At 72.7% G+C, this 20,864-nt stretch carries 24 protein-coding genes and 1 tRNA gene; 14 read left to right on the forward strand and 11 right to left on the reverse strand.

What is annotated here, in order from left to right; all coding sequences use genetic code 11:
* Nucleotides 1–205 precede the first annotated feature (205 nt).
* Nucleotides 206–406: a hypothetical protein gene (locus tag BJ979_RS08605; protein WP_179567060.1), complete on the forward strand. Its 201-nt coding sequence runs from the start codon at nt 206–208 to the stop codon at nt 404–406.
* Between the two features lie 109 nt (nt 407–515).
* Here BJ979_RS08605 and BJ979_RS08610 read toward each other — a convergent pair whose 3' ends face one another.
* Nucleotides 516–1,367 (reverse strand): helix-turn-helix transcriptional regulator, encoded by an 852-nt coding sequence (locus BJ979_RS08610; protein ID WP_179567062.1) that lies wholly within the window; start codon nt 1,365–1,367, stop codon nt 516–518.
* An 86-nt stretch (nt 1,368–1,453) separates the two neighbouring features.
* On the opposite strand from BJ979_RS08610, the gene BJ979_RS08615 reads away from it, so the two are divergent.
* Nucleotides 1,454–2,233 (forward strand): SDR family NAD(P)-dependent oxidoreductase, encoded by a 780-nt coding sequence (locus BJ979_RS08615; protein WP_179567064.1) that lies wholly within the window; start codon nt 1,454–1,456, stop codon nt 2,231–2,233.
* A 54-nt stretch (nt 2,234–2,287) separates the two neighbouring features.
* On the opposite strand, the gene BJ979_RS08620 is transcribed toward BJ979_RS08615, so the two are convergent.
* Nucleotides 2,288–2,360 (reverse strand) — tRNA-Lys (locus tag BJ979_RS08620).
* Between the two features lie 80 nt (nt 2,361–2,440).
* Between BJ979_RS08620 and BJ979_RS08625 the strand changes: the two genes are divergently transcribed.
* The 4 genes from BJ979_RS08625 to BJ979_RS08640 all read left to right on the forward strand — a co-directional run bounded on the left by BJ979_RS08625 (nt 2,441) and on the right by BJ979_RS08640 (nt 5,595).
* A complete protein-coding gene (locus BJ979_RS08625) occupies nt 2,441–3,070 on the forward strand; it encodes a DNA-directed RNA polymerase subunit beta (protein WP_179567066.1) in 630 nt (209 codons plus the stop codon).
* 524 nt (nt 3,071–3,594) lie between these two features.
* The gene (locus BJ979_RS08630; protein ID WP_179570162.1) at nt 3,595–4,191 is read left to right on the forward strand and encodes a sigma-70 family RNA polymerase sigma factor; all 597 of its coding nucleotides are present in this window, start codon (nt 3,595–3,597) and stop codon (nt 4,189–4,191) included.
* Nucleotides 4,188–5,009 carry an anti-sigma factor gene (locus BJ979_RS08635; RefSeq protein ID WP_179567068.1) on the forward strand — a complete coding sequence of 274 codons (822 nt, stop codon included), beginning with the start codon at nt 4,188–4,190 and terminating at the stop codon, nt 5,007–5,009. The genes BJ979_RS08630 and BJ979_RS08635 overlap by 4 nt, the downstream gene beginning before the upstream one ends.
* A gap of 10 nt (nt 5,010–5,019) precedes the next feature.
* The gene (locus tag BJ979_RS08640; RefSeq protein ID WP_179567070.1) at nt 5,020–5,595 is read left to right on the forward strand and encodes a GtrA family protein; all 576 of its coding nucleotides are present in this window, start codon (nt 5,020–5,022) and stop codon (nt 5,593–5,595) included.
* Here the strand turns inward: BJ979_RS08640 and BJ979_RS08645 are convergent.
* From BJ979_RS08645 to BJ979_RS08660, 4 genes are read right to left on the reverse strand one after another with little or no spacing between them, the layout of a single operon-like run.
* A complete protein-coding gene (locus tag BJ979_RS08645) occupies nt 5,514–6,242 on the reverse strand; it encodes an ATP-binding cassette domain-containing protein (RefSeq protein WP_179567072.1) in 729 nt (242 codons plus the stop codon). The two genes, BJ979_RS08640 and BJ979_RS08645, sit on opposite strands and share 82 nt — an antisense overlap.
* Nucleotides 6,239–7,072, reverse strand: a complete 834-nt coding sequence (gene modB / locus BJ979_RS08650) for a molybdate ABC transporter permease subunit (RefSeq protein ID WP_246286728.1) — start codon at nt 7,070–7,072, stop codon at nt 6,239–6,241. Before modB ends, BJ979_RS08645 begins: the two co-directional genes overlap by 4 nt.
* Nucleotides 7,059–7,874 (reverse strand): molybdate ABC transporter substrate-binding protein, encoded by an 816-nt coding sequence (modA, locus tag BJ979_RS08655; protein WP_179567076.1) that lies wholly within the window; start codon nt 7,872–7,874, stop codon nt 7,059–7,061. Before modA ends, modB begins: the two co-directional genes overlap by 14 nt.
* Nucleotides 7,871–8,302, reverse strand: a complete 432-nt coding sequence (locus BJ979_RS08660) for a TOBE domain-containing protein (protein ID WP_179567078.1) — start codon at nt 8,300–8,302, stop codon at nt 7,871–7,873. Before BJ979_RS08660 ends, modA begins: the two co-directional genes overlap by 4 nt.
* Nucleotides 8,303–8,392: 90 nt before the next feature.
* Between BJ979_RS08660 and BJ979_RS08665 the strand changes: the two genes are divergently transcribed.
* From BJ979_RS08665 to BJ979_RS08680, 4 genes are read left to right on the forward strand one after another with little or no spacing between them, the layout of a single operon-like run.
* On the forward strand, nt 8,393–9,535 hold the full coding sequence (locus tag BJ979_RS08665) for a ThiF family adenylyltransferase (protein ID WP_179567080.1): 1,143 nt from the start codon (nt 8,393–8,395) through the stop codon (nt 9,533–9,535).
* Nucleotides 9,535–10,764, forward strand: a complete 1,230-nt coding sequence (locus BJ979_RS08670) for a molybdopterin molybdotransferase MoeA (protein WP_179567082.1) — start codon at nt 9,535–9,537, stop codon at nt 10,762–10,764. Before BJ979_RS08665 ends, BJ979_RS08670 begins: the two co-directional genes overlap by 1 nt.
* Entirely contained in the window at nt 10,761–11,816 is a 1,056-nt protein-coding gene (gene moaCB / locus BJ979_RS08675; protein ID WP_179567083.1) for a bifunctional molybdenum cofactor biosynthesis protein MoaC/MoaB, read from the forward strand. Before BJ979_RS08670 ends, moaCB begins: the two co-directional genes overlap by 4 nt.
* Nucleotides 11,809–12,237 carry a molybdenum cofactor biosynthesis protein MoaE gene (locus tag BJ979_RS08680; protein WP_179567084.1) on the forward strand — a complete coding sequence of 143 codons (429 nt, stop codon included), beginning with the start codon at nt 11,809–11,811 and terminating at the stop codon, nt 12,235–12,237. Before moaCB ends, BJ979_RS08680 begins: the two co-directional genes overlap by 8 nt.
* 1 nt (nt 12,238) lies before the next feature.
* On the opposite strand, the gene BJ979_RS08685 is transcribed toward BJ979_RS08680, so the two are convergent.
* Nucleotides 12,239–13,849 carry a glycosyltransferase family 39 protein gene (locus tag BJ979_RS08685; protein ID WP_179567085.1) on the reverse strand — a complete coding sequence of 537 codons (1,611 nt, stop codon included), beginning with the start codon at nt 13,847–13,849 and terminating at the stop codon, nt 12,239–12,241.
* Nucleotides 13,846–15,291 carry a glycosyltransferase 87 family protein gene (locus BJ979_RS17610; protein WP_179567086.1) on the reverse strand — a complete coding sequence of 482 codons (1,446 nt, stop codon included), beginning with the start codon at nt 15,289–15,291 and terminating at the stop codon, nt 13,846–13,848. Before BJ979_RS17610 ends, BJ979_RS08685 begins: the two co-directional genes overlap by 4 nt.
* Before the next feature lie 111 nt (nt 15,292–15,402).
* Here BJ979_RS17610 and BJ979_RS08695 point away from each other — a divergent pair, with 111 nt between their 5' ends.
* Nucleotides 15,403–16,569, forward strand: a complete 1,167-nt coding sequence (locus BJ979_RS08695) for a molybdopterin-dependent oxidoreductase (protein WP_179567087.1) — start codon at nt 15,403–15,405, stop codon at nt 16,567–16,569.
* Complete coding sequence (locus tag BJ979_RS08700; protein ID WP_179567089.1) at nt 16,566–17,081, forward strand: hypothetical protein; 516 nt, start codon at nt 16,566–16,568, stop codon at nt 17,079–17,081. Before BJ979_RS08695 ends, BJ979_RS08700 begins: the two co-directional genes overlap by 4 nt.
* Here the strand turns inward: BJ979_RS08700 and BJ979_RS08705 are convergent.
* Genes BJ979_RS08705 through BJ979_RS08715 form a run of 3 tightly spaced genes read right to left on the reverse strand, consistent with a single transcriptional unit; the run spans nt 16,979 to nt 19,034 of the window.
* A complete protein-coding gene (locus BJ979_RS08705; protein WP_179567091.1) occupies nt 16,979–17,713 on the reverse strand; it encodes a methyltransferase domain-containing protein in 735 nt (244 codons plus the stop codon). The two genes, BJ979_RS08700 and BJ979_RS08705, sit on opposite strands and share 103 nt — an antisense overlap.
* Nucleotides 17,710–18,369, reverse strand: coding sequence for a TIGR04282 family arsenosugar biosynthesis glycosyltransferase (locus tag BJ979_RS08710; protein WP_179567093.1), 660 nt, complete (start codon nt 18,367–18,369; stop codon nt 17,710–17,712). The genes BJ979_RS08705 and BJ979_RS08710 overlap by 4 nt, the downstream gene beginning before the upstream one ends.
* On the reverse strand, nt 18,366–19,034 hold the full coding sequence (locus BJ979_RS08715) for a glycosyltransferase (protein ID WP_179567095.1): 669 nt from the start codon (nt 19,032–19,034) through the stop codon (nt 18,366–18,368). The genes BJ979_RS08710 and BJ979_RS08715 overlap by 4 nt, the downstream gene beginning before the upstream one ends.
* A 181-nt stretch (nt 19,035–19,215) precedes the next feature.
* Between BJ979_RS08715 and BJ979_RS08720 the strand changes: the two genes are divergently transcribed.
* Both BJ979_RS08720 and BJ979_RS08725 read left to right on the forward strand, forming a co-directional pair.
* The gene (locus BJ979_RS08720; RefSeq protein WP_179567097.1) at nt 19,216–19,965 is read left to right on the forward strand and encodes a response regulator transcription factor; all 750 of its coding nucleotides are present in this window, start codon (nt 19,216–19,218) and stop codon (nt 19,963–19,965) included.
* Nucleotides 19,952–20,857, forward strand: coding sequence for an ATP-binding protein (locus BJ979_RS08725; RefSeq protein WP_179567099.1), 906 nt, complete (start codon nt 19,952–19,954; stop codon nt 20,855–20,857). Before BJ979_RS08720 ends, BJ979_RS08725 begins: the two co-directional genes overlap by 14 nt.
* Nucleotides 20,858–20,864: the final 7 nt, after the last annotated feature.

Below are 20,864 nucleotides of genomic sequence, written 5' to 3' on the forward strand. Positions count from 1 at the left end.
GCTGCGACCGCGAAGGGGCTCGGGGCGGGCTCGGCTCTTCTCGGCACAGCCCCGACGGTATCCGAACCCATCCGGACGGCGGCGCTAGAGGCCCCGTTTCATCCCAATGTCCCTATATAGGTTGACAAGCCATCTAAATAAGGAATGCTTGAGGCTCGTGAACTCTCCGATTCCCTACGCCGAGCAGGTCGCGGCTCGGGTCCGGATGGAGATGCGAAACCAGGGCAGACCGATCTCCGAGCTCGCCGCGATCCTCGGCATGGAGAACGTCCGCGACGCTGTCGCGCTGCACGACGGCGTGGTCGCGCTGTCATTGAGCGACGTCGATCTCATCGCCGCGTGGCTCGAGGTTCCGCGAGCCGCTCTGCTGCGACGGATCTTCGACGAGTCGGATCGAGCGTCCTGATCGCCACGTCCGGGCGCGCTCGTCCCTCGCCCGGCCGCGCTCACCCGTGTCCGGCCCGACGCTGCCCGAAGGCGGCGGGCCGGGCCGCATCCTCAGCGGCGACCGCTCCTCACGAGCTGAGCGACCGCTGATCCGCGCCGAGCACGCCCAGCAGCGCCAGCGCATCCGCGTCGGGCGAGCCGACCGGGGCGCTGTAGAGCACGAGGTGCTGGTCGCGTTCGGCGAGGGCGAGCGAGTCGCAGTCGACCGTGATGGGTCCGACGACGGGATGCTGGAACGTCTTCGTCAGCATCGGCGCCGACCGCACGTCGTGCTGCTCCCAGAGCCGGGCGAAGGCCGCGCTGCCGGTGCGCAGCTCGTCGATCAGCTCCGCGACCGACTCGTCGTCGGGGTAGCGGGCCAGCGTCTGCCGCAGTTCGGACACCGCGTGGTGACGGAACTCCGCGCCGTCGGAGATGCCGTAGAGCGGGCTCGTCTCCGGATCCGGGTCGAGGAACGCGCGCCGCGCCAGGTTGCGCTCGCGCGGCGCGAGAGCGCCGAAGTCCTCCATGAGCAGGGCGGTGAGGTCGTTCCAGGCGAGCACCTCGAACGCGGCCGACATCACGAAGCCGGCCGTGTCGGGCAGCCGCTCGAGCAGCACGAGGATGCTCGGCCGCACGTCGCGCCGCAGCTGCTGCGAGCGGATCGGGGCGGTGCCGGCGAGCGTGTGCAAGTGGTCCGACTCCTCGGGCGTCAGCCGCAGCGCGCCGGCGATCCCGGCGAGCACCTCGGCCGACGGACGCGGCGCGCGACCCTGCTCGAGGCGCACGTAGTACTCGGTCGAGATGTGGGCGAGCACCGCGACCTCCTCGCGGCGCAGACCCGGCGTGCGGCGACGCGGCCCGGCCGGCAGACCGACATCCTCGGGGCTCCGCCGCTCGCGACGGCCGCGCAGGAAGGCGGCGAGCTCCTGTCTGTCCACGCCCCCAGTGTGCGCTCCCGCGCCCGCTGCAGCCTGGTACCGCCTGTACCTGAATGGGATGCGCGGCCGCGACGACGCTCGGAGGCATGACGAATCACGACATCCAGCCCGCCGGCCTGCTCGCCGGCAAGGTCATCTTCATCAGCGGCGCGAGCCGCGGGATCGGCGCCGCCGCGGCCCGGCTCTTCGCCGCCGAGGGCGCGTCGGTCGTGCTCGGCGCCCGCGGAGCCGATGCGCTCGACGGCGTCGTCGCCGACATCCGCGAGCACGGCGGCACGGCGGATGCGGTGGCCCTCGACCTCGCTGACGACGCCAGCATCCGCGCGGCCCTCGCCCGCGTCGACGAACTGCACGGCCGCCTCGACGGCGCCTTCAACAACGCCGCCGTCGTTCAGCACCCCGGCCCGCTCGATCAGACGAGCGACGACGACATCCAGCAGCAGTTCGCGGTCAACTTCCGTGCGCACTGGGTCGCCATGAACGCCGAGGCAGAGCTCATGCGCCGTTCGGGAGGCGGCGCGATCGTCAACACCTCGAGCATCGGCGCGCGTCGCGCCAACCCCACGCTGCCGGCCTATGGCGCCATGAAGCGCGCCCTCGACAGCATCACCGAGTCGGCCGCCGTGACCTGGGCGCCGGCCGGCATCCGCGTCAACGGGCTGCACCCTGGCGGCACCGCGACCGACATGATCGCCCAGTGGGAGTCGTCGACGCCCGGCGTGACCGCGCAGATCAACGCCTCGATCCCGATGGGTCGCATGGCCGAGCCCGTCGAGGTCGCCCAGGTCGCCGCGTTCCTGCTCAGCGACCGCGCTTCGATCGTCACGGGCGCGATCGTGCCCGTCGACGGGGGAGCGGGCGCCTGAGCCGAACGGGCCGCGGGAGAGTTCGCCAGCGTCGGCCGGCGCGAGAAGGAAGGGTGGGCCCGGTGGGGCTCGAACCCACGACCCGCGGATTAAAAGTCCGATGCTCTGCCAACTGAGCTACAGGCCCGATCGCTCCCCAGGATACTGACGATTCGACGGTCGCCGTGCGACCGGCGGTGCGCTCGCCGCCGGTCGTACGCTGGAGGGATGGCGGAACGGTTCCACAAGCCGGCGCGCATCCCCAACGACCACTTCGAATACCACGTGGGCGGCGAGGATCCGGCGGTCACCCTGCGGCGCGCGCACGAGTCGGCGGCCGCGCTGCTCGCCCGCGCGCGGCAGACCACCGACGAGGGCGTCGTCGACCGACTGCTGACGCACACTGACGAGCACGGTCTCGACCTGGTCGCGCAGCTGTGGGCGGCCGCCGGACCGCACACGCTGCCGGGAGCGCTCTGGCGCCTCTATCTGCTGCGCACGGCCGTGCGCGACGACCCGAACGGCGCGGCGCTCGCCTATCGCACCGGCGCCGCCGCGCTGAGCACGATCGACCCGGTCGTCGCCGGGGCGTCCGAGCCGACCGGCCCCGAGCAGATCAGCGCGCTGGCCGATGAGATCCTGCGCGGCGTCTTCCAGGGCGACCTCGGCTCGGCGCTCGAGCGCGCATCCGCCTACTGCCGCATCTGCGCCGTCGGCTGGGCCGAGCTGGCGGATGCGCGCGACCCGGCCGATCCCGAGCACGCCACCGCGCTCACGGCCCGCGCGGCGCGCTTCGACAGCTTCGGCGACGACCTCGATCAGGCCGCTCGGCTCGAGCGGCGCGATCAGCTGACCTGAGACCGGCTGGACGGCGTCGACTCGGAGTCGGCTCGCGGTGCGAGCAATCGACGCCGGACCCGGACACAGAAGAACCGGGCCGCAGAACGCCTCTCGGCGCAAGGCCGCTCGAAGCGGCTGAATTTGGAGCCCGGGGTTACTGCGGCCCGGCCGAGCCAGTGTAACGAGAGTGCGAGCGAGCTCGCTGATCGAGCGCGTCCCGGCAACGGCCCGGGCGTGTCATCCCCGGATCCCGCGACTCGTCGCGCGCGGTGGGCGCCGCATCCCACCCGATCGGGGGTGCGGATTCGAGAAGTCCGCACCAAACCCGTCCGCTCCGCACCCCGAACACCTTCATGTCACCGGCTCGCCCGACGCCGGTGCCCACGTACCCGGTGGGGGCGGACGTCCCAGTCGACGCCCCCACCGATCCACCCCGTCGGACGAGCGCCTCACGAGGCGGGAAGGAGCTGGCGATGACCTCGATTCTGGTGTCGCGCTCCGCATCCGACGTTCACGCATCGGAGCGTGCGAAGCTGATCGGCATGGCCGACGACGCGATCCCCGAGACGGGCGCCGACCCAACCCCTCAGCCCGAGACGAGTTCGGAGGAGCTGCTCGAGCAGATCGCCGGCGGCGACCGCACCGCATTCGCCCAGCTCTACGACCGGCTCTCGGCGCGCGTCTTCGGACTCGTGAAGCGCTTGCTGCGCGACCACTCCCAGTCGGAGGAGGTCACGCAGGAGATCTTCCTCGAGATCTGGCAGGGCGCCTCGAACTACGACCACACCAAGGGCGGCGCGATCTCGTGGATCCTCACGATGACCCACCGCCGCGCGGTCGACCGCATCCGCGCTTCGCAGGCCAGCCGTGACCGCGACACCCGCATCGGAATCCGCGACTGGGAGCCCGACGTCGACGTCGTCTCCGAGAACGTCGAGGTGCGCGTCGAGAACGAGCGCGTCAAGGTCGCACTCGGCCGGCTCACTGACCTGCAGCGCCAAGCCGTCGTGCTCGCCTACTACGGCGGCTATTCTCACCGCGAGGTGTCGGAGATGCTGCACATCCCGATCGGAACCGTGAAGACCCGACTGCGCGACGGCATGATCCGTCTGCGCGATGAGATGGGAGTGACCTCGTGACCGCCGACGACCGTCGCCGTGACGAACTCGCCGCGCTGACCGGAGCCTGGGCTCTGGATGCGTTGAGCGACGCCGAGCGCGCCGAGTTCGAGAGCTTCCTCGCCGACGCCGATGAGGTACGCGCCGAGGCCACCGAGTTCGCCGATACCGCCGTCTACCTGGGCCTGGCCGTCGAGCCGGAGAAGCCCTCCGCCGAGCTGCGGGCGAGCATCCTGGATGCCATCGTCGACCTGCCTCAGCAGAATGCTCCTGCTGTCGCGCCGGTGTCGATCGTGCCCGCGCTCCCCGAGCAGGAGCCTGTCGCTCCGAGCCGCATCTCGACGGAAGCGCCGGCTCAGCCGACGCCCGCCGAACTCAAGGCGCGGTCGCGCTGGTCGGGCGCCCGTGCGGCTCTGGTCTCGGTCGCCGCCGGTCTCGTCGTGGTCGGTGCCGTCGTGGGCGGTGCCGTCGGCCTGCCTGTGCTTCAGCAGAACCAGGAGATCAGCGCCGTCACGTCCGCCTCGGATGTGCAGCGCGCCTCGGCCGACGTCGCCGGCGGCGGCAGCGCCGAGCTCGCCTGGTCGCCGTCGCTGGAGCGCTCGGTGCTCACGACCCGTGATCTCGACGGGCTCAGCGCTGATGAGGTCTACCAGCTCTGGTACATCGACGGGAAGGGCGCCGCGACCTCGGCCGGCACTTTCCGCGCCGGTCACGACTCTGCGACGACGCCGCTCAGCGGCGACTACGCCAAGGGCGACACGATCGGCGTGACGGTCGAGCCCAAGGGCGGATCGAAGCAGCCGACGACGGCTCCGATCGTCGCCATCACGACCGCCTGAGGCGGTTCGGATGTCATCGACCTCCGTGCGCACGGCTGCGCCTGCGCACGGAGGTCGCGTGGCGCGCTGGCGGGCGGCACTGCGTCGTCTGACCGCCTTCGGCATCGTCGGCGCGATCGCCTTCGTGGTGGATGCGGGACTCTTCAACCTGCTGCGCGCCACCGTGCTCGCCGAGGAGGTCGTGATCGCGAAGGTCCTCGCCGCCACGGTGTCGATCGCGGTGGCGTGGATCGGGCATCGCACGCTCGTGTTCCGCCGTCGTCGGGAGCAGTCGCTCGGCCGGGAGCTCGGCATGTTCGTGCTGGCGAACCTGGGCGGCCTGCTCATCGCCGCCGGCTGCCTCTGGGTCTCGCACGACCTGCTCGGGCTGCGCAGCGTCGTGGCCGACAACGTCGCGGGCAATCTGATCGGGGTGGCGCTCGGCACGGCGTTCCGGTTCGCGTGCTATCAGCTGATCGTGTTCCGGGCGCCCGTGTCGGCATCCGATGACAGCGGCGACGCGGCTCAGCCGAAGTCGCCGGCCGCGAAGCGCTCGGCGAATCCGCTCGCCGGCGTTCCGAGCGCGTCCGCGACCGGCGCCGACTGAACGACCCGGCCCACCTCCATCACCATCAGGCGCGAAGCCAGCTGCGTGACGTCGGCGCGGCTGTGCGTGATCACGATCGCCGGCCCGGCGAAACGGGTGAGGTGGTCGGTCAGCTCGTCGCGCATCGCCACCCGGGTCTCCGCATCGAGGGCTGCGAGAGGCTCGTCGAGCAGCAGCAGCTCCGGATCGCTCGCGAGAGCGCGCGCGAGCGCGACCCGCTGAGCCTGTCCGCCCGAGATCTCGTGCGGCCGGCGACCCTGTGCGCTCGCGAGCCCGACGCGATCGAGCCATTCACGGGCGATGCCGCGCGCATCCACGCGCGTCGCCCCGCGCGCCCGCGGCCCGAAGGCCACGTTGTCGAGCAGCGTGAGGTGCGGGAACAGCAGGTAGTCCTGGAAGACGTAGCCGATGCGCCGGTCGGCGGTCGGCAGCTCCCTGCCGCTTGAGGTGTCGGCGAGAGTCCGAGCGCCCAGCTGGATGCGGCCGTCGGCGAGCGGCACGATGCCGGCGAGCGCCTGCAGCAGCGTCGATTTGCCCGCGCCATTCGGTCCGACGACGGCCAGGGTCTGGCCCGGCTCCACGGTCAGGCGCACGTCGATATCGAAGCCACCCCGGCGGGCTCCGACCTGCGCCTCGAGCGCTGTCACGATGCGAGCCCCGGGATCCACCGGTCGCGCAGACTGACCAGCACGACCAGCGACACCGCCATGAGGACGAGGGCCAGAGCGATCGCGGCATCCGGATCGGTCTGCAGCTGGAGGTAGGTCGCGAGCGGCAGCGTCTGCGTGATGCCGGGGAAGCTGCCGGCGAAGGTCACGGTCGCCCCGAACTCGCCCAACGCCCGGGTGAAGCACAGCAGGGCGCCGGCGCTGAGTCCTGGCCAGATGAGGGGGAGCGTCACCCGGCGCAGGATCGTCCACCGGCTCGCTCCGAGCGTCGCCGCGGCGACCTCGAAGCGGCGGTCGGAGGCACCGAGGGCGCCCTCGACCGCCAGCACGAGGAACGGCATCGACACGAAGACCTGCGCGATGACGGCGGCCGCCGTCGTGAACGGGATGGTGATGCCGAACCACGAGTCGAGCAGCGATCCGAGCACCCCGCGTCGCCCCAGCAGCAGCAGCAGCGCCACACCGCCGACGACCGGCGGCAGCACGAGCGGCACCGTCACCAGGGCGCGCAGCAGACGTCGAGGAATCGAGGGCCATTTCCGGGTGCGCCCCAGCGCGAGCGCGAGCGGCACCCCGAGCAGCAGGCTGATGACCGTCGACGCCGCCGCGGTCGTGAGCGAGAGTCCGAGCGCCTGCACGACGCTCGCCTGCGCGACCACCGAGCCGAGCTCGCTCCAGGGGGCGCGCACGACGAGGGCGACGAGCGGCAGCACGAGCACCGCCAGCGCGACGAGTGCCGGGATCCAGACGACCCCGGCACTCGCCGCGCGTACCGGGCGAGGCCGGGATGCTCGCTCAGGCCGCGCCAAACCCGGCCTTCGCGAGCAGCTTCTGTCCGGCGTCCGAGAGCACCCAGTCGACGAAGGCCTTCGCGGCGTCGGGGGAGGGCGCATCCTTCAGCACGGCGATCGGGTAGTCGTTGACGGCGTCGGCGGCTTCGTCGAACGGGATGCCCTTCACGTCGGCGCCCGCCGCCAGCACGTCGGTGCGATAGACCAGGCCGGCATCCGCCTCGCCCAGGCTGACCTTGGTGAGCACCCCCTTCACATCCTGTTCCAGGGTGTCGGGGGCGGCCGTGATACCGGCCGCCTGGAAGACCTTCACCGCAGCGGCGCCGCACGGCACCTCGGGCGCGCAGATCGCGATCGTGCGGGAGGCGTCGGCGAAGTCGGCGAGCTTCGTGACCTTGCCGGGGTTGTCTTTCGGCACGGCGATCTCGAGCGTGTTCGTCGCGAAGGTCTTCGGCGCGCCCGCCGCGGCGCCGCCGTCGGTCACGGTCGTCATCGTCGCCGGGCTGGCGGCCGCGAAGACGTCGGCGGGGGCTCCGCTGAGGATCTGCTCGGCGAGGGCCGAGCTGCCGCCGAAGTTGAGCACCACCTCGACACCGGGGTGCTGCTTCTCGAAGACCGTCTTCGCCTCGCCGAAGACCTCGGTCAGCGATGCCGCGGCGAAGATCGTCACGGTTCCGCTGAGCTTCGGCTCGGTGCTCGGCGACGCAGCATCGGCTCCGGAGCCGGCGTCGCTCGAACCGGCAGCGCAGCCGGCGAGAGCGAGCGCGACAGTGGCGAGACCGGCGGCGAGAGTCCAGCGCAGGGGCCGGCGGGCGCTCACGACTCGCTCCGGCGGGCGGAGTCGGGCAGCTCGATGGCGACGTTGGTCGCCTTCACGGTGGCGACGGCGAGCGAGCCCGGCTGGAGCTCGAGCTCGTCGGCGGCCTCGCGGCTGATGAGCGACACCATGCGGAACGGCCCGGCCTGCAGCTCGACCTGCGCCATGACCGTGTCGCGCACGACCCGGGTGACGATCCCCGTGACGCGGTTGCGGGTCGACGCCTTGGCTGTCGGGAACGCTGCCCCGAGCGTCGAGGCCTCGCCGATCTCCTGCGCGACGCGGGCGAGCTCCGTTCCGGCGATGTGCTGCGGCCCGGAGCCATCGCGCTCGAGCGTGAGTCGGCCGGATTCGGCCCAGCGTCGGATCGTGTCATCGCTGACGGCGAGCAGAGCCGCCGCCTCGCTGACTCGGAACGTCGTCGTCACCATCGGATCTCCGCATTCTCGTCGTGGTCGTCTCAAACTATCCGCGGATGCGGAGATCGACGCGGTTCGTCCCCGGCCTGTAAGAATTGCCGGATGCGGCCGACCGGAAGCCCCGACCCCGTCTCCGGGGGCGACGACGACCGGTTCTCCCGCCAGCTCGCGCTGCCCGGATTCGACGCCGCGACGCAGGCCCGGCTCGCCGCTGCCCGAGTGCTCGTCATCGGCGCGGGCGGTCTCGGCAGCGCCGTGCTGCCGATGCTGGCGAGCATGGGCGTCGGCGTCATCGGCGTCGTCGACGACGACCGCGTGGAGACGAGCAACCTGCATCGACAGACCCTGCATGCCCCCACCGATGTGGGCCGCGCCAAGGTCGCCTCCGCGGCCGCGACGCTGCGGTCGCTCGCTCCGACGACCGAGGTCATCGAGCATCCCGTTCGGCTCGACTCCGGCAACGCGCTCGAGATCGCCGGGGGCTACGACCTGCTCGTCGACGGCAGCGACAACTTCGCCACCCGCTACCTCGCGAACGACGTCGCCGCGCTGCTCGGCATCCCGCTGGTGTGGGGCGCCGTGTCGCAGTTCTCGGGCCAGGCCGGGTGCGTCCTCCCCGGCTCGCCCGACTACCGCGATCTCTTCCCGGTGCCGCCCGCCCCGGGCGCCGTGCCCAGCTGCGCCGACGGCGGCGTCTTCCCGGCCGTCTGCGCGATCGTGGGCGGAATCCTCGTCGGCGAGGTCGTGAAGTTGATCGGCGGTCTGGGCACCCCGCTCGTCGGGCGGGTGGCGCTCGTGGATGCGCTTGCCGGCACCGCCGATGAGGTGCGTTTCGCGCGCGACCCGGATCGTGCGCCGATCACCGGACTGATCGACTACGACGCCTTCTGCGGGCTCCCGGCGGCGGACGAACTCGTCACGCCCCGCGCCCTGCGCGACGAGCTGCGCGGCGCGACGCCGCCGCGACTGGTGGATGTGCGCGAGCCGGACGAGGTCGCGCTGGCGACGCTGGCGGGGGCGACGCTGATCCCTCTCCCGCGGCTCGAGGCGGCTGCGACGGCGACCGCGGTCATGGCCACGCCGCTCGCGCTCGACGAGGACATCGTCGTGCTCTGCCACCACGGCGTGCGCTCGCGCTCGGCCGCGTCGACGCTGCGGGCGCTCGGGTTCACCCGGGTGCGCGAGCTGGCGGGCGGCATCGACGCCTGGGCGGCGGACGTGGACCCCGAGATGCGCAGGTACTGATGAGCGAACGACGCTTCTCCCGTCCCGAGCACTTCCACGTCGCCGCGCGTCCCACGGTCGCCGAGCACAAGGCCGTCATCGCGTCGCTGGTGGGGAGCGCCCTGCCCGGCGGCTCCGAGCTCGTGCCGCTCGACGAGGCTCTGGGGCGCGTCACCGCCGAACCCGTGCTGTCGCCGGTCGACCTGCCGCTGTTCCGCAACTCGCAGATGGACGGCTTCGCCGTGCGTGCCGCCGACCTCGCCGCGGCGCCGGTCACCCTGCCGGTGGCGGCGGTCGTCGCCGCGGCCGCCGGGGAGCCTCCCGTGCTGGCCCCAGGCACCGCGATCCGCATCATGACGGGCGCTCCCGTGCCGCAGGGGGCGGATGCGATCGTGCCGATCGAGCAGGTCGAGATGCGCGCCGAGGCGGTCGCGTTCGCCGTACCGGTCGCTGCGGGCGTGTTCGTGCGCGAGCGCGGCAGCGATCTCCGCGCCGGCGACCAGCTGATTCCGGCGGAGCGTCGTCTCGCATCGCGTCACCTCGCAGCGCTGGCTGCGGCCGGCATCGACGAGGTGGCCGTCCGCCCGCGCATCCGTGTCGCCGTCCTCACGACCGGCAGTGAGCTCGTCGATGTCGGCGCGGTTCCCCGCCCCGGTGAGATCCACGACGCGAACGCCGTCGCCGTCGCGGCGGCGGTGGTCGAGTGCGGAGGCGTCGTCGCGGTGCGGGGTCGGGCTCGCGACGACCGCGCGGTGTTCGACGAGCTGCTCGCCGACGCGGTGCGCGGCGCCGACCTGGTCATCACCTCGGGCGGCATCTCGCAGGGCGACTTCGAGGTGGTGCGCGAATCGCTGCTGCCGCGCGGCGGATGGGTCGGCACGATCGCGATGCAGCCGGGCGGCCCGCAGGCGCTGGCCCTGATCGACGGGGTGCCGGTGATCGGCTTCCCCGGCAATCCGGTGAGCACGCAGCTCTCGTTCGAGGCCTTCGTGGCGCCGCTGCTGCGCGAGCATGCCGGTCTGCCGACGGCGCTGCGGGCGCGACGCCGACTGCGACGATCGATCGTCTCGCCGGCCAGGCGTCAGCAGCTGCTGCGCGCCCGATTCGTGGGTGACGACGAGGTCGAACCGGTCTCGGGGCCGGGCTCGCACCTGGTGGCGGCGCTGGCGGCAGCGGATGCGGTGATCGTCGTGCCGGCGGAGACGACGGAGCTGCCGGCGGCGGCCGAGGTGGAGGTCTGGGGACTGTGAGCGAATTGAGCCATCTGGATGCCGACGGGCGCGCGCGCATGGTCGACGTCGGGTCGAAGCAGGTGACCGCTCGCGCCGCGACGGCGTCGGCGCGCTTCGTGACGACGACCGAGGTGCTCGATCTGGTGCGGCGCGACGGCCTGCCCAAGGCGGACGTGCTCGCGACCGCGCGACTGGCCGGCATCGGCGGGGCGAAGCGCACGAGCGACCTCATCCCGCTGTGCCACCCGCTGCCGCTCGACTCGGTGTCGATCGACTTCGCGTTCGAGGAGCCGCCGCAGTCGGGCGACACGGCGAGCATCCTCATCACGGCGACCGCCCGGGTCACGGCGCGCACCGGCGTCGAGATGGAGGCGCTGACGGCGGTGACGGTCGCCGGACTCACCCTGCACGACATGGTCAAGGCCGCCGATCCAGCCGCGACGCTGACCGAGGTGCGGCTCGAGCACAAGACGGGCGGGCGTCACGGCGAGTGGATCCGGGATGCCGACGCCGGTGCGTCCGTCGCGGCCACCCCTGATGAACGCTCCGCCACCGCATCCTCCGCCGACGTACCTGCCGCGGCGCGCCCCGTCGATCGCACCGCGGCAGTGATCGTGGCCTCGACCCGCGCGGCGGCGGGGGAGTCCGACGACCGCACCGGCCCGGTGCTCGCCGATTGGCTGCGCGAGCGCGGGTTCGCGATCGACGCGCCCCTCGTCGTGGCCGACGCCGATGTGGCCGGCACCCTCGACACGGTGCTCGCGGCGCGGCCGCAGGTGGTCATCACGACGGGCGGAACCGGACTCGGCCCCGGCGACCAGACGCCCGATGCGGTCGGCCCCCGGCTGCAGCGGGAGCTGCCCGGCGTGATCGAGGCGGTGCGCGCCCGCGGTCTGCTCAGCACGCCGACGGCGGCGCTCTCTCGGGGTGTCGCGGGCGTGACCGCCGGCGGCACGATCGTCGTCACCCTGCCGGGATCGACCGGGGCGGTGCGCGACGGCATCACCGTGCTCGACGGCCTGCTCGACCATCTCGTGCATCAGCTCGCGGGGGACGCCGACCATGGCTGAACCCGCGGCGTCTGCCGACCTCGACCTCATCGTCACGCGGCCCCTCGACGTCGAGGCCGTCGAGGCACGCGTGGCCGCGCGCTCCGCCGGCGCGCTCGTGACCTTCCGCGGCGTCGTGCGCGACCACGATGGCGGGCGCGCCGTGTCCGCCCTGGAGTACGAGGCCCATCCCGAGGCGGCGCGGTTCCTGCAGCAGGCCTGCGACACGATCGCGCAGCGCTCCGGCGTGCAGGTCGCCGCGGTGCACCGGGTCGGCGCCCTGACCGTCGGCGACGTCGCCCTGGTCGCCTGCGCGGCCTCCGCCCATCGGGCCGAGGCGTTCCGGGCCTGCGGCGAGCTGGTCGACCTGATCAAGCAGACCGTGCCGATCTGGAAGCGCCAGACCTTCGACGACGGCGCATCCGAGTGGGTCGGGCTCTGACTCAGCCGCGTTCGAACAGGTAGACGTCGGTGCGCGAGAACCGGGTCGTCTCGCGCAGCTCGAAGCCCGCGTCCCGGAACACGGCGAACTTCTCGTCCTGCGTCTCGGAGTGGTTGCTGACGACGTACCAGACGTCGTCGTAGCCGCTCAGCAGAGCCGGATCGAGCGCCGTGTTCCGCTCCCAGAGCCCGCGCGGCGGCGACGAGGCGTTGACGTCGCCGAGCCCGGCGACGGCCTGCGGATAGCTCTGCGCGATGACCCGGGAGGTGACCGTGGGATGCCCGCGCAGCCCGCCCCAGACGATGCCGGCGGTGGTGGACGGCGCGGCGCCCGGCGCGCCGGATCCGGTCTCGATGAGACCGAGCTCGGCGGTGCGGGCGGCGAGATGGTCAGCGACCTGGTTCCAGTCGCTGTGCTGCTTCGCCTCGGGCATCCGCTGGCCCACGTACGACGGCACCGCGAGCGCCACGATCAGCGCGACCCCGACGATCCTCAGCGCCCGCCGCGGCAAGGCGTCGACGACGACCGCCATCGCGATCGCCACCGCCGGGAGGCAGAAGGTGAGGTAGCGGGGCGAGTAGAGCGGGGTCAGGGCGACCGAGGCGGCGAGCAGCCCGAGCGTGGGCACGGTCAGCAGGGCGATCGTCAGCGTCGCGAGCAGAGGTCGGCGCGCGAAGCCCCGCACCAGCAGCGCCCCGCCGAGGGCGATCATCAGCCAGGCGACGAGCGCGAACGGCGCCGCCTTCGGGAAGTACTGGGTCACGAGCACCGCGTGCGGCGTGGTCGCGTCGAGCGGGTGGATCCAGCTCACCTGACCCTTCTGCCGCTCCGCGAGCACGGTCAGCGGCCAGGTCGACAGCACGGCGGCCGCCGCGGTGATCGCGAACGGCACGGCCTCCCGCCAGCGCAGTCGGCGGGCGATCAGCAGCACCGCGACGACGGCCGCGTGGGCGACCAGCGCCAGCGCCACGTAGAGGTAGAGCACGATCGACAGCCCGGTCACGACCGCGTACGCCACCCAGTAGAGCCGCCGCCGACGCGGCGACGCGTCGCCGCGGTACTGCAGCGCGCACACCAGCAGCAGCGAGGCGAGCGTCACGAGCAAGAGGCTGAGCGCGTAGCTGCGGCCCTCGCCGCCGGCCCAGGTGAACCGCGGCAGCACGAGCAGCACGACCCCGGTGATCAGAGCGAGCCGACGGGATGCCAGCCGCTCGACCAGAAGCACCGTCACGGTGACCGTCACGCCGGCGGCCACGATGCTCGGCACCCGCAGCGCGAACGCCGAATAGCCGACGAGCTCGAACCACTGGTGCAGCAGCCAGTAGTAGAGGGCGTGCACCGCGTCGACCTGGCGCACGAGCACGCCGAGCGCCTCGACGTCGCGGGTCGCGGCGGTGACGCTCGCCCCCTCGTCGTACCAGAGCGACGGAACCCAGGCGAAGGCGCCGGAGACGATCGAGGCGATCAGTCCGAGCACGAGAGCGGAGCGCCAGGGGCGGCGACGGGTGCGCCGGTCGCGCGACGGATCCGCCGTCGTGGATGCGGCGGGGGACGACTCGGGGAGCGAGGTCGCGACCGCGTCCGCGTCGATCACGACGACCGGCGCGGTCACGTCGCCGCCTCGGAGCTCGAGTCCGACGCCGAGGCCGAGGCCGAGGCCGAGGTCGAGGCCGATGCCAGCGCCGATGAGGGCGTCGCCGCGCCTCGGTCGATGCGCGCCGCGCGCCGCCGCAGCAGCCACGCCACGATGAGGACCACGAGCGCGATCGCCAGGGCGATGCGGCTGACCGTCAACGAGGGGATCAGCGAGCGCGCCGTGAGGGCGAGCACCACCGCGAACCACTCCCAGCGGCGGCTGAGCACGATGAACGGCACAAGCAGCAGGGCGTACCAGACGTACCGCGGGCTGACGAGCAGCAGCGTCGTCCCGACGAGCACGACCTGCGTCATCCAGGGCTGCGTCGGGTCGGTGCGCCACACGCACAGCGCCGCGATGACGGCGAGCAGCACGGCCGCGACCGGCAGCGCCGCCGATCCGGGCAGCACGACCGTGAGCAGCGCGAAGCGCGAGCCGTCGTCGTAGCCCTCCTCCTTGAGGTAGCCGGGCAGGTATCCGAGCACGCGGGGTCCCGAGGCGATGACCGCCGGCACGTAGACGGCGGCGAAGGTGAGCACGGCGGCGACGATGACCGCGACCGGGCGCCGACGGATCAGCGGGGGAGCGACGATGACGGGGATGAGCTTGGTCGCGATCGCTGCACCGAGGGCGATGCCGCCCCAGATGCGCCGGCCGCGGCTGATGAGCAGGGTCGCGACGAGGGCGAGCGCCGCGCCGAGCACATCCACGTGGGCGTTGTTGACCGCCTCGATCGCGATCAGCGGACACCAGCCCCAGAGCGCCGCCCAGCGCGGGTCGAGCTGACGGCGGCGGAGCGCCGCGAGCAGGCCGGCGGTCAGGGCGAGGGCGATCACGAGGCCGCCGATCTGCAGCGGCAGGTACTCGGCCTCGGGCGGCACGAACAGCCGCACCGTCGCGAAGTAGGCCTCGGCGACAGGAGGGTAGATCGTGAGCACCTTCGGGCGGTTGATGGCCGTGCACAGGGGATCGCCGTCGTCGACGCTGCGCACCTTCTCCTGGCGGATGCCGGGGCAGCTGAAGCCGCCGTCGGCCTCGACCTCGGGTGCTCCGAAGAGCCAGGCGGGGCGCAGGTCGTCGAGGGCGTCGGAGGCCGGCACGTGGTCGTAGGGCGAGATGCCCGCCTTCTGCACGATGCCGTCCCAGGCATAGCGCGCCGAGTCGGTGCTCGTGGTCGGCGGGGCGAGCAGCGCGGCGCCGCCGATCAGCAGTGCGCCGCCCAGCACGACCGCCGTCACCCGGCGCGCGGGAACGCGGCGCAGTGCCAGCACCGCGAGGGCGAAGAGCCCCCAGGCGATCCCGGTCCAGAGGGCGATCGACGGTCGTTCGCCCGACCGCAGCGAGGTGAAGTTGAGGGTCGACCAGCCGATCGCCGCGGCCGTGGCCGCGGCGAGCACGACGGCCACCGCAGTCCTCACCTCTCGATCCTGACCCCTCGGCCCGGCGCATCCGGTCGGGGGACGGCCTCTGTCTGCGAACCGTAATGTTTCGCGCCGCCCTCGGCGCCGGGTCCGTGGTGCACTGGGAACATGGCGGATCTGACGTCGCGCGTCGCCGACCGGCTCGAGCCGGTCTTCGCCCGCCTGCGTCGCACCAGCTCCGACCCGGTGAAGTCGACCCGCACCGCCGTCGTCATCGGCCGCCTGCTCGGCGCCGCGTTCACGATCTGCTTCGCGACCGGCGTCTTCAGCCACGTGCTGCAGGACTATCCGAGCTGGATCGTGCTCCCGCGGCCGGTCAGCCTCTACCGCGTCACGCAGGGCCTGCACGTGATCAGCGGGATCGCCTCGATCCCGCTCCTGCTCGCGAAGCTGTGGACCGTCTTCCCGCGGCTGTTCGAGTGGCCTCCGATCCGCTCGCTCGCCGGGGTGCTCGAGCGGCTGTCGATCGCGGTGCTCGTGACCGCCTCGCTCGTCGAGGTCGCGATCGGGCTGCTCAACATCTTCCAGGTCTACGTGTTCCCGTTCCCGTTCCGGCAGACGCACTACGCGCTCGGCTGGGTCGTGTTCGGCAGCCTGATCGTGCACATCGCCGTGAAGCTGCCGCTCATCGCCCGCTACTGGCGCTCGGGTGCGCGCGACCGTCCGCGGGCCGGAGCCGTGGTCAGCCGCCGGGGGCTCGTCGGCATCGTCGGGGTCATGGTGGGCGCCGTCACGGTGACGACGGCGGGTCAGACGATCGATGCGCTGAAGCCGTTCAACATCCTCGGTCCGCGCAAGCAGAACATCGGCCCGCAGGGCCTGCCGGTCAACAAGACGGCGATGCAGGCCGGTGTCATCGCCGTCGCCAAGTCGCCGGAGTGGGCCCTCGAGGTCGTCGCCGGCGGGGCGACGACCCGCTTCGATCTCACCGCGCTGAGGGCGCTGCCGCAGACCACGGTCGACCTGCCGATCGCCTGCGTCGAGGGCTGGAGCCAGATGGCGCGCTGGAAGGGCGTGCGGATGCGCGATCTGCTCGAGGCGGCGGGTGCGGCCGCGGAGAGCGATCTGAAGGTGCGCAGCCTGCAGCGCAACGGCGTGACCAGCAGGATGGAGATGCCGGCCGGGTTCAGCGCCGACCCGATGACGCTGGTCGCCCTGGAGCTGAACGGCGAGGTGCTCGACATCGACCACGGCTATCCGGCGCGGGTCATCGCGCCAGGTCGTCCCGGCGCGCTCCAGACGAAGTGGCTCGCGCGCATCGAGGTGGTGTCGTGAGCGCCCCGCGGATCGGCCTGCTCGGCCGCGTCCGCGCGATGCCGGTCTTCGCGGTGTCGCCGTCGACCGAGCCCTATCGCGTCGCTCGGATCGTGCTGATCGTGATCGGCGTCGCGATCGGCGTGGTCGGGGGCGTCATCCTGCTCAACGATGTCGCACCGAAGCGCTTCGTGGGCCTCGCGACGTGGCTGATCGTGGCGGTCGTCCTGCACGATGCGGTGCTCGCGCCCGTGCTCGTCGCCGCCGGGCTGGCGTTCCTGCGTGTGCGCGAACGGCTTCGCATCGGCCGGCTCGCCGCGACGATCGTGCAGGGGGCTCTGGTCGTCGCGGGTGTCCTGACCGCGATCGGCGTGCCGGGACTGCTGGCCAACCGTCGCGGCAGCGCCAACATGACGATCGCGACGACGCCCTACCTGCTCTCGGTCGCCGTCGTCTGGGTTGCCGCTGCGGTGGTCATCGCGGCGGCGCTCGTGCTTCCGCGGGCGATCGAACGGCGTGCGCGCAGGAAATAGCGCCCGCCGTCCTGCCATTCCGACTCGAGGCGCAACCCGGCCTCGCCGAGCAGGTCGCGCAGCGCCGAGTGCCCGACCCGGGCCCAGGGGAACGGGCCGCTCTCACTGCCGTCGTCGCCCACCGCGATGAAGACCGCGGTCTCGTGCAGCCAGGCGTCGGCGTCCGCCTCGACGATGACCGAGCCGCCGGCGGCGAGCAGGTCGTGGCAGCGCCGCATGAGCGCGAGAGGGTCGCCGCCGATGCCGACGTTGCCGTCCATGAGCAGGATCGTGCCCCAGGCGCCTTCGAGCGGAAGCCGCTCGAACACCGAGCGCCGCAGCGCCGGCGTGCCGTCGGCGGAGGTCATGGCGACGGCGTCGTCGGAGACGTCGATGCCCAGGGCGGCGACCGCGCGATCCGCCGCGGCGCGCACCATGCGGCCCGGCCCGCAGCCGATGTCGAGGAGCGGGGCCGCGGCATGGTCGAGCACCGAGAGGTCGGCGTCGGTCGCCAGACCGAGCCAGCGGGCCGCATCGATGCTGATCTCGTCGCCGTCGCCATCGATGCGGCGCAGCACGAGCGGCCCGCTCTGCTCGGCGCCGAGCAGCCCGCGGTACGGCTCGTCGCCGCCGGTGCCGAAGGTGCCGCTCATCGGCGCGACCCCTCGCGGAGTCCGGCGAAGACGCGCGCGGTGCGCAGTCGAGGATGCTCGGCCGTGATCGCCCGCAGGTCGTCGACCGTGTCGAGATCGCGCAGCGGCGGAAGGTCGCGCACGCTCAACCCCGCACCCACCAGCCGTCGCCGCTGCATGGCGCCGGTGTCGTCGCGCGACATCGGCACTCCGCGGATCAGGTCGCCGCGGGTTCCGTCGACCGATGTCATGCCGAGCGCCCAGAACCCGCCGTCCAGGGCGGGACCGAACCAGGCGGCGGGATGATCGCCCGCGCCCGCCTCGGCCGCCTCCACCTCGCCGAAGAAGACCGACATGTCCGCGGCGGCGAGCTGCGGAGTGTCCATCCCGACGAGCAGCAGCGCCCCGTCGATGGCATCGAACAGGGTGCCGAGGCGCGCGTCGAGCCCGCCCTCCGGCTGGGGGAGCACGTCGAAGCCGGCTGCGAGATCGGCGGGTGCCTCGCCGTCGAAGAACAGAACCCGGCGCGTGGCCGGCAGCTCCCGCACGACGGCGATCGTGTCGGCGAGGCTCGCCGCCGCGACCTCCGCCGCCTCGTCGAGCGTCAACGGCGGATGCAGCCGCGTCTTGACCCGTCCCGGCCGGCATTCCTTGGCGATGAGGGCGACGGTCGTCATCGTGACACCTCCGCCAGCAGTCGCGACATGTCGAGGATCGCGGTCGCGGTGCCGCGCACCGTGCCGGTCACCTTGGATCGGCCGACGCGGGCCGTGTAGCCGACCTCGGTCTCGGCGATGCGCCAGCCGGCTGCATGAGCCCGCAGCACCATCTCGAGCGGGTAACCGCTGCGGCGATCGAGCAGGCCGAGCTGCTGCAGCTCGCGGGTGCGGGCCATCCGCATCGGACCCAGGTCGTGGATGCGCGTGCCCGTGATGCGCGAGAGCCGCCGCGCGAGGAAGCGGTTCGCCATCCGCACATGCAGCGGCCAGTCGCCCCGGCGTGCGCGCGAACGGTGGCCGAGCACCAGATCGGCTTCGCCGGCGTCGAGCAGTTCGGCCATCGGAGGGAGCTCGGCCGGGTCGAGTGAGGCGTCAGCATCGCAGAACGCGACGAGCGGGGCGGTCGCCGCCAGCAGTCCCGCGTGGGCGGCGCTGCCGAAGCCGCGACGCGGCTCACTGATCACGAGAGCCCCGGCGGCCTCCGCCACCTCCGCCGAGCGGTCGCTCGAGCCGTTGTCGACGACGATCGCGCGGTAGCCCTCGGGCAGTCGCGCGAGCACACCGGGCAGCGCCCGCTCCTCGTCGAGGCACGGGAACACCACATCGACCTCGGCACCGCTCACGCTCCGACCGTATTCGCGTCGACGCCGTGAGGCGGGCGAGAAGTGTTACGGAACGCGAACGGCCTGCGGTGCACTCGCCCCCGCCGATCGCGCGCAGGGGGAACGCAGCGCGCGCGACGCAGCCCGTGCGCGCGCTGAGTGCGCCACCGAGGCGACGGCCCTCTGGCCTTAGCCTGAGCCCGTGAGCACCGACCGCCCCGCCGCCGATATCCCGCGACGGCGCGATCGACGGGTGCTGCTCGTCGAAGACCAGCGCGAGCTCGCGGAGGTCGCCGTCGGCTACCTGCGGGCGGCGGGTCTGCTCGTCGACCACGCACCCGACGGGTTCTCGGCGCTCGCGGCGGTGGCGCGCATCCGCCCCGATCTGGTCGTGCTCGACCGGGTGATGCCGGGCATCGACGGGCTGGAGGTGTGCCGACGCCTGCGCGCCGATCCGGCGACGGCGGAGCTGCCGGTGCTGCTGCTGACCGCGATGAGCGACGAGCAGGCGCGCATCGACGGGCTCGAGGCCGGCGCCGACGACTACCTGACGAAGCCGTACTCGCCGCGCGAGCTGGTGCTGCGAGTGCAGGCGATCCTGCGCCGCACGGTCTCCGAGTTCGCACCGGAGGCGCCGATCACCCTCGGCCGGTTCCAGCTCGATCCCACGGCGCGCACGGCCCGACTGGATGGTGAGCCGCTCGAGCTGACCACGCGCGAGTTCGACCTGCTCGCCTTCTTCCTCAAGCGACCGAACCAGGTCTTCCGGCGTGACGAACTCCTTCGCGTCGTCTGGGGATGGACTCACGGCGATCTCTCCACGGTCACCGTGCACGTGCGGCGGCTGCGGGAGAAGATCGAACCGGATCCGGATTCCGCTCGGCATCTGGCCACCGTCTGGGGCGTTGGCTACCGCTTCGAGCATCCGGAGGAATCGCGTGGGACCGACTGAGTGGATCGCCGCCGCCGTGCTCCTGGTGGCACTTGCCGTCCTCGCCGCGGTCACCGCTGCGGTGATCGCTCGGCGCGCACGAACCGCGCAGGCGGCGGCCGCCGCCGACATCGCCCGCCTCGGCCAGCAGCTGCGGCGCGAACGCGACGAGCGCGCCCGCGAAGAGCGTGTCGCCGCGTCGCGGCGTGAGCTCGCTGCGTTCATCGCGCACGACCTGCGCACCCCGCTGAGCGGGATCGTCGCGATGAGCGAGTCGCTCGTCGACGGCGTCGCTGACGATCCGCAGCGCTTTCATGGGCGCATCCACGATCTGGGTCTGCAACTCTCGGGCATGGTCGACGACCTGTTCGAACTCAGCAAGATCGAGTCCGGTTCGCTGGGGATCGCCCTCGCGCCGGTGTCGCTGGTGGAGGTGGTCAGCAATGCGGTCATGGATCACCGATCGCGCCACCTCGATCGCGAGATCCGTCTGCGGGTGCCCGAGGGCGGCGACGTGGTGGCGATGGGTGACGAGCGCGAGCTCGAGCGCGCCGTGTCGAACCTGCTGCTCAACGCGATCCAGCACAGCCCAGCGGGCGCCCCGGTCACGGTCAGCGCGGCCGTGCTCGACGGTCGGCCCGTGATCTCGGTCGTCGACGCGGGGCAGGGGATCCCCGAGTCGGAGATCGCCCGCGTCTTCGAGGCCGGGTGGCGCGGTCCCGCCGCGGAGCCGTCGCCGGTCGGCGTCGGCGCGCAGACCGGGGGAGCCGGTCTCGGCCTCGCCATCGTGCGCGGCATCGCGCGAGCGCATCACGGTGAGATCAGCGTCAGCAACGTGCCGGGCGGATGCCGATTCGAGTTGAGCCTGCCCGGTGGCGGGGCGCTGCCGGGCGCGGGCCTGTCGGCGGCCTGATCGCCGG

The organism is Schumannella luteola, assembly GCF_013408685.1.
GTDB classification, from domain to species: Bacteria; Actinomycetota; Actinomycetes; order Actinomycetales; family Microbacteriaceae; genus Schumannella; species Schumannella luteola.

Bases quoted from the DNA above. Each gene is read 5' to 3' on its own strand.
- BJ979_RS08625 (WP_179567066.1), top strand. From the start codon at position 2,441: ATGGCGGAACGGTTCCACAAGCCGGCGCGCATCCCCAACGACCACTTC.
- BJ979_RS08670 (WP_179567082.1), top strand. From the start codon at position 9,535: ATGAGCGAACGACGCTTCTCCCGTCCCGAGCACTTCCACGTCGCCGCG.
- BJ979_RS08640 (WP_179567070.1), top strand. From the start codon at position 5,020: ATGTCATCGACCTCCGTGCGCACGGCTGCGCCTGCGCACGGAGGTCGC.
- BJ979_RS08660 (WP_179567078.1), bottom strand. From the start codon at position 8,302: ATGGTGACGACGACGTTCCGAGTCAGCGAGGCGGCGGCTCTGCTCGCC.
- BJ979_RS08680 (WP_179567084.1), top strand. From the start codon at position 11,809: ATGGCTGAACCCGCGGCGTCTGCCGACCTCGACCTCATCGTCACGCGG.
- BJ979_RS08630 (WP_179570162.1), top strand. From the start codon at position 3,595: ATGGCCGACGACGCGATCCCCGAGACGGGCGCCGACCCAACCCCTCAG.
- BJ979_RS08665 (WP_179567080.1), top strand. From the start codon at position 8,393: ATGCGGCCGACCGGAAGCCCCGACCCCGTCTCCGGGGGCGACGACGAC.
- BJ979_RS08605 (WP_179567060.1), top strand. From the start codon at position 206: ATGGAGATGCGAAACCAGGGCAGACCGATCTCCGAGCTCGCCGCGATC.
- BJ979_RS08695 (WP_179567087.1), top strand. From the start codon at position 15,403: ATGGCGGATCTGACGTCGCGCGTCGCCGACCGGCTCGAGCCGGTCTTC.
- BJ979_RS08705 (WP_179567091.1), bottom strand. From the start codon at position 17,713: ATGAGCGGCACCTTCGGCACCGGCGGCGACGAGCCGTACCGCGGGCTG.
- BJ979_RS08710 (WP_179567093.1), bottom strand. From the start codon at position 18,369: ATGACGACCGTCGCCCTCATCGCCAAGGAATGCCGGCCGGGACGGGTC.
- BJ979_RS08615 (WP_179567064.1), top strand. From the start codon at position 1,454: ATGACGAATCACGACATCCAGCCCGCCGGCCTGCTCGCCGGCAAGGTC.